Source organism: Carnobacterium sp. CP1, assembly GCF_001483965.1.
GTDB classification, from domain to species: domain Bacteria; phylum Bacillota; class Bacilli; order Lactobacillales; family Carnobacteriaceae; genus Carnobacterium_A; species Carnobacterium_A antarcticum.
Genome location: NZ_CP010819.1, coordinates 1 through 8,883, shown reverse-complemented (window position 1 = coordinate 8,883; position 8,883 = coordinate 1). Strand labels below are relative to the sequence as shown.

11 protein-coding genes are annotated in these 8,883 nt (G+C 31.6%); 6 read left to right on the top strand and 5 right to left on the bottom strand.

Annotation, left to right across the window (positions count from 1 at the left end):
• Positions 1-195 precede the first annotated feature (195 nt).
• Both NY10_RS12365 and NY10_RS12360 read right to left on the bottom strand, forming a co-directional pair.
• Positions 196-486: a type II toxin-antitoxin system RelE family toxin gene (locus NY10_RS12365; RefSeq protein ID WP_058920350.1), complete on the bottom strand. Its 291-nt coding sequence runs from the start codon at positions 484-486 to the stop codon at positions 196-198.
• A 3-nt stretch (positions 487-489) separates the two neighbouring features.
• A complete protein-coding gene (locus NY10_RS12360) occupies positions 490-810 on the bottom strand; it encodes a hypothetical protein (protein ID WP_058920349.1) in 321 nt (106 codons plus the stop codon).
• Positions 811-1,124: 314 nt separating this feature from the next.
• On the opposite strand from NY10_RS12360, the gene NY10_RS12355 reads away from it, so the two are divergent.
• The 3 genes from NY10_RS12355 to NY10_RS12345 all read left to right on the top strand — a co-directional run bounded on the left by NY10_RS12355 (position 1,125) and on the right by NY10_RS12345 (position 3,004).
• Positions 1,125-1,505: a helix-turn-helix domain-containing protein gene (locus NY10_RS12355; RefSeq protein ID WP_058920348.1), complete on the top strand. Its 381-nt coding sequence runs from the start codon at positions 1,125-1,127 to the stop codon at positions 1,503-1,505.
• 502 nt (positions 1,506-2,007) lie between these two features.
• Positions 2,008-2,370 (top strand): ArsR/SmtB family transcription factor, encoded by a 363-nt coding sequence (locus NY10_RS12350; RefSeq protein ID WP_058920347.1) that lies wholly within the window; start codon positions 2,008-2,010, stop codon positions 2,368-2,370.
• A 16-nt stretch (positions 2,371-2,386) separates the two neighbouring features.
• The gene (locus NY10_RS12345; RefSeq protein WP_058920346.1) at positions 2,387-3,004 is read left to right on the top strand and encodes a CadD family cadmium resistance transporter; all 618 of its coding nucleotides are present in this window, start codon (positions 2,387-2,389) and stop codon (positions 3,002-3,004) included.
• Between the two features lie 282 nt (positions 3,005-3,286).
• Here the strand turns inward: NY10_RS12345 and NY10_RS12340 are convergent, their stop codons facing one another.
• Entirely contained in the window at positions 3,287-3,511 is a 225-nt protein-coding gene (locus tag NY10_RS12340; RefSeq protein WP_058920345.1) for a hypothetical protein, read from the bottom strand.
• Positions 3,512-3,707: 196 nt separating this feature from the next.
• Here NY10_RS12340 and NY10_RS12335 point away from each other — a divergent pair, with 196 nt between their 5' ends.
• Together NY10_RS12335 and NY10_RS12330 are read left to right on the top strand one after the other, a co-directional pair.
• Positions 3,708-4,259: a tyrosine-type recombinase/integrase gene (locus NY10_RS12335; RefSeq protein WP_058920344.1), complete on the top strand. Its 552-nt coding sequence runs from the start codon at positions 3,708-3,710 to the stop codon at positions 4,257-4,259.
• 137 nt (positions 4,260-4,396) lie between these two features.
• Positions 4,397-4,813, top strand: a complete 417-nt coding sequence (locus NY10_RS12330; RefSeq protein ID WP_082664289.1) for a helix-turn-helix domain-containing protein — start codon at positions 4,397-4,399, stop codon at positions 4,811-4,813.
• Positions 4,814-5,401: 588 nt separating this feature from the next.
• Here NY10_RS12330 and NY10_RS12320 read toward each other — a convergent pair.
• Complete coding sequence (locus NY10_RS12320) at positions 5,402-5,950, bottom strand: MerR family transcriptional regulator (RefSeq protein WP_058920342.1); 549 nt, start codon at positions 5,948-5,950, stop codon at positions 5,402-5,404.
• Between the two features lie 66 nt (positions 5,951-6,016).
• Positions 6,017-6,781, bottom strand: coding sequence for a replication initiation protein (locus NY10_RS12315; RefSeq protein WP_058920341.1), 765 nt, complete (start codon positions 6,779-6,781; stop codon positions 6,017-6,019).
• A gap of 1,575 nt (positions 6,782-8,356) precedes the next feature.
• Here NY10_RS12315 and NY10_RS12640 point away from each other — a divergent pair.
• A complete protein-coding gene (locus NY10_RS12640; RefSeq protein ID WP_156413326.1) occupies positions 8,357-8,518 on the top strand; it encodes a hypothetical protein in 162 nt (53 codons plus the stop codon).
• Positions 8,519-8,883: the final 365 nt, after the last annotated feature.

Here is an 8,883-nt window from a genome sequence, read left to right as displayed (position 1 = left end):
TTTATTTTTAAGTATCTATACATGAAATTGTATAGAATAATGTATCTTTAAATTGAGACCACAAATACACTTGCAAGTACACTTATATGTGCACTTGCAAGTGTATTTGCTTCAATATATAAAATTTAGTGAAATCATGTATGGCACTCAATTAAAGTTTCAATTATTTTAATAAAGGTTAAAGTTTTATTCTAATTATTTTATCCGATTTTCAGCGATCTTATAGACGGCTTCATTATCTCTTTTTCCAATAACGACCACTTGAATGACTTCAACTTTACCTTTTACTTCTCTAAAAATGACACGAAGCCCCATTTTCTTGTTTTTCAACTTATTGCATTGTGCTAAGGCGCCATGTAACGGCTGACCAGCGCCCATACCACGTAATTTAATGCGATTAAGGGCTTTATCAACAAAAACTTTTTGGCTGCCGTCAAGCTTGTCGTAATCTTCTCTTGAGTATTCTGTCCATTCTATTTGGTGCAAACTTTACTCCCACCCATCATCTTCGTCGATAGTAGGTCGTTCGTTTGCGATTTCTCCACGTACTTCACTATCAGAAAAAGTAGCGACTTTTTCGTTCAGCAGCCTTTTTTCAGCGATTAAATCAGCAATTTGATCATATAATCCATCGACTTCTTTATTGAGTGATTCGTATTGATTTTGTGTCAACATGACTCCAGCTACTTTTTCTCGATTAAAGACATAGACCCCAGCAGCTTCTTTATCTGCTCTTTGAAAGATCTCCATAGGAGATCGTTTTACTTCGGAAATAGAAGATGTTGGAATATCTAATATTTTCATGGCCATATAAATCCTCTCCTTTATCTAAAATCAGTATAAACCTTTTAAAAGACTTTTAAAAGACTTTTGTTTCTGTTGCTAAGTTTAACAGGTGTAAAAAAATTGATCCCTTATGTATAACGGAAGTTAAGTTTATTTGTTTCGATATAAAATCCTTTAGAATGACGAGGGAGAAAAAACGATGTAACTAGTTGATTGTACTAATACTGGTTATATTTCATAATGAATGATATAAATGGTACGATTTTTCTATTTGTAAAAGAACTTTGACAGACAATAGAAAATGGAGTAGCTATTGTTTGTAGTAAGGAGGTATTCCTATGAAATTTCATGAATCTATTAAAGAAAAGAGAAAAAAATTAAACCTTACACAGGAAGAAGTAGCAGAAAAATTGTTTGTTTCAAGACAAACAATTTCTAACTGGGAAAACGGAAAAACACTTCCCGATATAGAAAGTTTAATCTCTATTAGCGAATTGTATGAAATTTCATTAGATGAACTTATAAAAGGAGATAAGAAAATGCAAAGAAAAATAAAAATCAAACATAATTACGAAGATGAAATTATGATTTTGGGTATGGGAATCGTTATTCTAGGATCATTATTTTTTGATTTAAATATATTTGTTACTATGATTGGCTTGGGTTTAGTTTTAACTAGTGAAGAATTAGCAAAATATATAGATACTTTTTTAAATTAAACTCAAAAACACACTTGCAAGTACACGTATACGTGTACTTGCAAGTGTGTTTACTTTAATACATGAAATTGCTTAAAAACGTGTATACAGAACCTTATTTCTTTGAAGTTTTCATTTGGTCTTTAACCGGTTTAACTTCCATGTAAAGTATAACCCACTATACTTTACGACGTAAAGTGTGGTCTCTGCGAGGCTAAAAACCCTCTGTTCACTCTGTCCCTTTTTTCGCCTTTAGGCTGAAAAGGTTCTTCGTGAACAGGCCCGAAAAACGACGGAATAACCGTCTACTTTTTTCGGGCAAAACAAAAAATCCCCCTTTGCCTTTTTGGCAGGGGGATTCTTTAAATATAAAAAAAAGAATTCATTTTAATTAATAGACACTTGTAAACGATAGCCTTTTTAATTGTTTATAATAGCGTATTGGAATTAAGGTAGATTGACAAACGAGTGATCAAATAGATATACTTCATTCAAATAATCGTTTGAATGTGAGGTGAGATGAATGGAAAAAGTTTGCCAAGTGACTATCGTACATAAAGAAAAAGTAAATGTAATAAAAAATAAATTAGATCAAAAAGATTTTTCAAACTTACTTGTGTTAGGGAAATGTTTCAGCGATTCTTCTAGAATTAAAATTTTCTATGCTTTAGAAACCTATAAGGAAATGTGTGTATGTGATTTAGCAGAAATACTTACTGCTAGTGTCGCTACAACGTCACACCATTTACGCTTTTTAAAAAAACATGGAATGGCAAAATCACGTCAAGATGGAAAAGTAGTTTATTACTCTTTAGCGAATGAAGACACTCTTTCCGCTATTCGTGTTTTTTTAAAGTTATCAGATAATCTATCTATGAAATCTTAGTTTGGAGGAAGTTATTTTGTTACAAAGTATTTTTTCAGCTATCGCTGTTTACATTTCTACCAGCATTGATTATTTGTTTATCTTGCTAATTATCTTTTCTCAAAGTCACACACAAAAAGGTATTCGTCACATTTTTTGGGGTCAATATCTTGGTACAGGCATTTTGGTAGCTGTAAGTTTGTTTGCTGCTTATGTGCTGAATTTTATTCCGCAAGATTGGATCATTGGACTTCTTGGATTAATTCCAATTTATTTAGGTATCCGTGTCGCTGTGATAGGCGAAGAGGAGGAAGAAGAAGAGGAAGTCGTTGAAAAGCTAGAATCTAGAGGAACCAGTCGGTTATTTTGGACGGTCGCCTTAATAACCATTGCGTCAGGTGGCGATAATTTAGGTATTTATATTCCCTACTTTACTTCGTTAGCTGTTTCAGAAATTGTTATTACTTTAATCGTATTTGCTATCTCTGTTGCGGTTCTTTGCTATGTCAGTTATAAATTAGCCAAAATTTCCTTTGTTTCCGAAACGTTAGAAAAATATGAACGAATCATTGTTCCTATCGTGTTTATTGGTTTAGGAATTTATATATTATTCGAAAATGGTACGATTCAAACTTTATTAAGTTTATTTAATTAATAAATAATTTGACTGTTAGTACAAAAAAAAGACAGCGATTAAAACTCGTTGTCTTTTTTTGTACTAACAGATTGGCGCATTATCCAAATAGTATCATTTGATACATAAAACTAGATAGAATCGTGTATCCTGAAACTTGTTAAATCAAGGTTTTTTTTTCAGTGTATATTTATTACTTTATAATATAAACACGCATAGATTTTGATATTGAGTCTATTTTTTCTAAAAGGAAATATAAAAATCTCTTTGCCTTTTTGGCAGAGAGATTTTTCAAATAGTAATCTATTTACCTTTAAATTTTTTGACTACTTTTTCTATGTCTTCTTTATCGACAATCCATTCTTCCATGAAGCCACACTCAGAACATAAGTATCTTGATACATCTACTAAAGTAGGAATAACTGAGCCAATAGAAATATTATTACCGATTCCAACCGCACCTGTTTGACCTGGAATTCTTACGATATTTCTTGAAGCACACTTTGGACATTCACCTGTATTTTTCATGCTCTTCCTCCTCTATACTGATTAGATTTATTGTACTCTAGCTAGCTTAAAAATTCGATACATGAAATTACATAAAATCGTGTATCGGGAATCCTATCCCCATAGGGTTCTTTTTTTATACCGCCCCTCAATACATGATTTCGTGGTATACTAGCTATAATCAGGTATCTGTTTTGTGAGAGGAGAAGTCATTTCAATGAGTTATAACGTCCAACCCTTAAGAACGCAGCAAGAAATAAACGACTTTTTATTCTGTTTGAGGCGCAATAAAAACGCCGAACGCGACGTTTTTCTCTTTTTGATCGGGATCAACAGCGGTTTGCGCATGTCCGACATCGTCAAATTGAAGAAAAAAGACATTCTTTCGTCTAAAAACCCCCGAATCGTAGAACAAAAAACCGGAAAAACCCGTATTTTGTATTTAAGTAGTCTGCAAGATTTGATTCAAGAGTACACAAACGACTTGGATCCGGAGGATGATTTGTTTCCGAGCACCAAAGGCGGCCATTTAGAAGTCAACACGGTCTACCAAATGTTTCAAAAGGTCGCTAAGCTGTTAGGAAGAGACGATATCGGCACGCACACGTTGCGGAAGACGTTTGGGTATCATTACTACAAGAAAACCAAAGACGTGGCCACACTGATGGAGATCTTCGGTCACAGCAGCGAGAAAATCACCAAACGGTATATTGGAATCAATGAAGATGAAATTAGTGAAACCTTATTAAATTTTAGATTAGGCTTTTAGATTTTGATTCATTTCTAGCACCTTTTATCAATTATAATTGAGATGTAAAAGACTTTTATTGCTAGGATAGCAGTATTATAAAGACTTTTGGTAGTGAAACTTCTAGAAATTCACTAAAGTAAATGTAAGGAGATTATATGAATTTAGCGACTAGATTAAAACAAAAAAGAAACGATTTACAACTGACTCAAGAAGAAATAGCAGAAAAAATACATATATCACGGCAAACCATTTCAAATTGGGAAAATGGCCGGAACTTGCCTGATATTAATAGTCTTGTTTTAATTAGCGAGATTTATGCTATTTCTTTAGACGAATTAATGAAAGGAGATCCTGAAATGGTTAAACAGTTCGATAAAAAAGGCAACTATTTTACGGTTTTAGCTGTCTTAAGTGGAGCATTTATTTTATTAACTATTTTTCATCTAATCAGTCCTGGAGAAGTCACTGCGACTTTATTATTTTTTGGAACACTAATAATAGTCTTTTTAGTATCTAACCTGCTAATTTTGTGGGGGCTAATAGGTATAAAAGATAAGCTAAACAACCTATAATCGTTGTTTAGCTTATCTTTATTTTTAATATTTGATTTATAATGCTGTACTTGACATAATCGCCATTTTTAATTTACTCAACGAACAGCAAATCGCCAAATGTTATATCGGAATCAATGAAAATGAAATCAGCGAAACGTTCTTGAACTTTCTCTTAGAATTTTAGTTTCTAGGTATATTGTTAGTATTAAAAATCCTGAATATCTTTTTTTGATTGTATGGATTTTAATTTACGTTTTTGTGAATAGATTTCTCCGATTGAAATAGCTAATGTCACCCAAACCCCAATGTTATTTAATCCTATACCAGAAGTGGATTTTCCGCCTAAAATTGTTAACAAAAACATTACGGAGAATAAATAGACTAACGTGATTATTTGTCCTTTAATATTTTCTATATTATTAGAATGGCCAAAACGTTTAAATAATATAGATATAAGATACAAACTTAAAATAATCCATATATTTATGTTTATAGGGATTATCTTAGAGAGTGGCGTATCAGGAAAGTAATCATAAACCATCAAAAGCGTTAGAGGAATATAAAAAACTAAATCACTAATTTTTAAATATTTAATAACGAATCACCTCAAATCTGTAAGTATTTATTCAAGATTTCATTCAGTTTTTTTTTGAACATACGACTAAATAGACCTTTTTTTTCTATTGATTCTTGTCCTAATTCCAGTAATTTCTTGTCATGTTCTTCTAATCTTCCGATGGCACTCTCTAATTGTCCTGACAATTTTAAGTTACTTTCAACTAACTGATTGATAAGTGATTCGTATTGTTTGATTGTATCTTCTTGAATCGGTTGCAAGTCGTTACTTGTGTCGCTCTCAAGTCGCGTATCGGTAACTGATACGCTCGCTACGTCATTTTCTGTTAAGACCTGCTTTACCGCTTCTTCTAGCGAAAAACCAGGGCGTACTTTTAACGATATTACCCGCTTTAAAACCGATACATCGACATACCTATATAAACGACTGTTATTGTTATCGCGTTCAAAATAAGACTTGTTCCCGCTAGTTTTTTCAATCAAACTAGAGTATTTACGCAAAGTTGTGACCGCAATTCCTAACTTTTTTGCAGCGACATTAGGCGATATGTATTCTATAAAATTAGTATCCTTATCCATAAGTGAAACCACCTTAAATGTTGTTATAACAATAGTTTAAAGAAACTTATCTGATGACACAATACTTTATTTCTTTATTTTTTCCTGTTTAGTTTTTTCACGTTTATAACGTTCAGCCTTTGTTTCTATTTCTTCATTATTAATCCAATCATACAAGGGAACATGGATTTGTTGTTTTTCTTCAAAAATGAAACTAATTCTTTCAATTTTATTTCCTTTCTTAGCCTTTTCTTTTTTATAGCTTAAACTTTTAAATAAAGGTTTTAACTCTTTCATACTCTTTTCAAGTATTCTTCTATCTATATCATACATACGATAACTTTCAGGAATATCTAACAATCGTTTGAATTCTTCAATAGAAACTGTATAAAAACCTGTACCTTTAAATTGTTTTAATTTACGATAAATTGCTTTTGTGTAAGAACTATTGATTTCTGTAAATTCCTTTAATTCAAATTTAGTAAACATTTCAAAGTCATTTAATAGAAATTCAAATTCACTATTAACGCCAATTTTTACAGTTTGTGTATCGGAATCGATATCAAATTTTGTAAATAATACGAAGCGTTTTATTCTTGTTTCTGTACGTTCTCCATAAGTAAGACTAAGCATTTTCGTATAAGTTTTATCCAAATCATTCATAAATCGTTTAACAGATGTAGGTGAATAATTGCTCAAATCTTTTAATTGTTCAAAACTAAATTCGATTTCTTCAGTGTATCTATCTTTTAATTTCGAACATATTGAAAAAAATAGATCTAATTCATTAGGATTAAATTTTCGAAAACTTACGTCGTTTAAACTATTTTCATATTTAACAACTTCATTCAACAAGAAACCCGCCTTTCTACAATCCTTTCTTTCATTATAACCACCTATAGACGACATGTAAACAAAGTGTCGTTACAGCCTAGACAAAGTGTCGTCTATAGACAGACAAAACGTCGTCTAGGCATAGACAAAACGTCGTCTGTAGGCAGACAAAATGTCGTCTATAGTGCAGACAAAATGTCGTCTGCACTATAGCTGTATACCTTGGGGGAGTAGATCTAAAAGCACCTCTAAAACTATTTTATCTTTAAAACTCTTTTATAACTATATTAAAACTATTTTAAAAGAACCTCTCTTAAAATATTATTCTATCAAATAAATTCAAAACCTAAAGTACAAGTAATGAAACCTTGCTCCGCAAGCTCAAAAATAGTTTAAAAACAAGAAAGGAGTGAGAGCAAACCACTCTCACATCTAACTCCGCCTCGCTCTTCGCTCGTTGGTAGTTCAAAGTCAAAAACATCAACAATGAAGGTGTGATCCAGCTAACCATGCTTAATATGGCTTCAGAATCATATTTAGATCGTATTGATAGTTGGATTAAATAAATCCTCACTCCGTTCGTGCAGGGCAAGCCCTACATACCCAAAGACATTTTTAAAGACGTTCTCTTTATTAATTTTTTTTAGTTTCGAGAAAATCTAATCCATTTTCTAAGATGAAACTTAATAAGTACCCTAAAAACAACGAAATACTATATCCTATAAACCAACTAAAACGGCTTCTTGTTATCTCTATCAAAACAAACGTCAGAAGATAGCCAGAAATTATAGCAGTTTTTCTATACTGATTAAAATTAAACTTTAATTTCATTTTTATTGTTTCCTCACAGACATTTTTTTATTTTTTCAACAAATTTGGCGTAAAGATCCTTACACTTGCTTCTCACAGGCGAAATAAGGCACATTAGAGCATGTTTAAATGAATAAACGCACATTTACTTGCCAGTATGTTAAACAGGCTTATAAGCTGCTTTAAAGTTTGATTTCGTTATCGTCTTTTATTTAAGAGTTGCTTTCCAATAATTTACGTATACGGTAACGAAAAAACAGAGAGCTAGCATAATAAGAAAAAAGACAAATCCATAATATGCCGGGAACACCAGTTGAGAAAGAGCTACCAAGTAACAATAAAGTACTTAAAATATGTGTAATTTCGCTTGAAATAACTAAGGATTTAAACTTTTTTTCTTTCTCTTTATTTTCAGATATCTTCTCGAGTTGACCTGGCACAACATAATAGGCCACAGTGAAATAGCGTACAAAAACAGAGGTATAGTTCCCTAACAAAATATTAAAAATACTAAATAAGTCTCCGAAGATAATTATCATAATAAGAACGTTAGCTACATAAACAATCAAAATAAAACCCCTTTTCAAATTTAATTATCAGTATTACGTAGTCTCTTATTTATTTCAATGGTTAAGAATTCAATTCGTAGATTTATACAGTTGAATAAACTATTTTTAAATAAAGGTAGTAAAACGTCTTTTATTTTTTTGAAGAAACATGAGTGTTAGAATAATTTTATAGAACTGTTTTATTCTAATCTCGACAATTAAGGAGAGATAATCAATGTTAAAATATATAATCGCTAGTGGTCTTGCTCTTAGTGCTCTATATTTTGCGTCAGAAGTAGGCGTCAACGTATTTGGTAATATGTTAAAGACTAAAAGAGTAATTGGTATCTCAGTAAAAACTCAATTGATAACTGCACTCAAAAACAGACAAGAATAAAAAGTCTTGTCTGTTTTTTGTATTTTGTTTACGACTTTTTGTTTGCTAAAAATAATAAAAAAAATAAAAATTCAATCAGAGACATCCAAAAAAACAAAAAAATAAGTGATAGGGCAAGCTACGGGTTTGTCCGGACAAACCCGAAACCGAAAAATCATTTTTAACCCGCCAATTAAATTTGGCAGGCTACGGTAATGGCATGCCATTACCTAAAAATATTTTTTCGCTTGGTAGGATTTTCCTACGACCTTTACTTAAAAAGACACACGGAATCATTTTTACAAAATGAGATCCGCGTGCCTTTTTGCGTTGTCGCTTTGCTCGAAAAAAATACAAGTATGGTAACCTAAAAAAAATGGAGGTAA

Coding starts and splice junctions, on each gene's coding strand:
- NY10_RS12360 (WP_058920349.1), bottom strand. CDS start 810: ATGGCCATGAAAATATTAGATATTCCAACATCTTCTATTTCCGAAGTA.
- NY10_RS12355 (WP_058920348.1), top strand. CDS start 1,125: ATGAAATTTCATGAATCTATTAAAGAAAAGAGAAAAAAATTAAACCTT.
- NY10_RS12350 (WP_058920347.1), top strand. CDS start 2,008: ATGGAAAAAGTTTGCCAAGTGACTATCGTACATAAAGAAAAAGTAAAT.
- NY10_RS12340 (WP_058920345.1), bottom strand. CDS start 3,511: ATGAAAAATACAGGTGAATGTCCAAAGTGTGCTTCAAGAAATATCGTA.
- NY10_RS12335 (WP_058920344.1), top strand. CDS start 3,708: ATGAGTTATAACGTCCAACCCTTAAGAACGCAGCAAGAAATAAACGAC.
- NY10_RS12330 (WP_082664289.1), top strand. CDS start 4,397: ATGAATTTAGCGACTAGATTAAAACAAAAAAGAAACGATTTACAACTG.
- NY10_RS12320 (WP_058920342.1), bottom strand. CDS start 5,950: ATGGATAAGGATACTAATTTTATAGAATACATATCGCCTAATGTCGCT.
- NY10_RS12640 (WP_156413326.1), top strand. CDS start 8,357: ATGTTAAAATATATAATCGCTAGTGGTCTTGCTCTTAGTGCTCTATAT.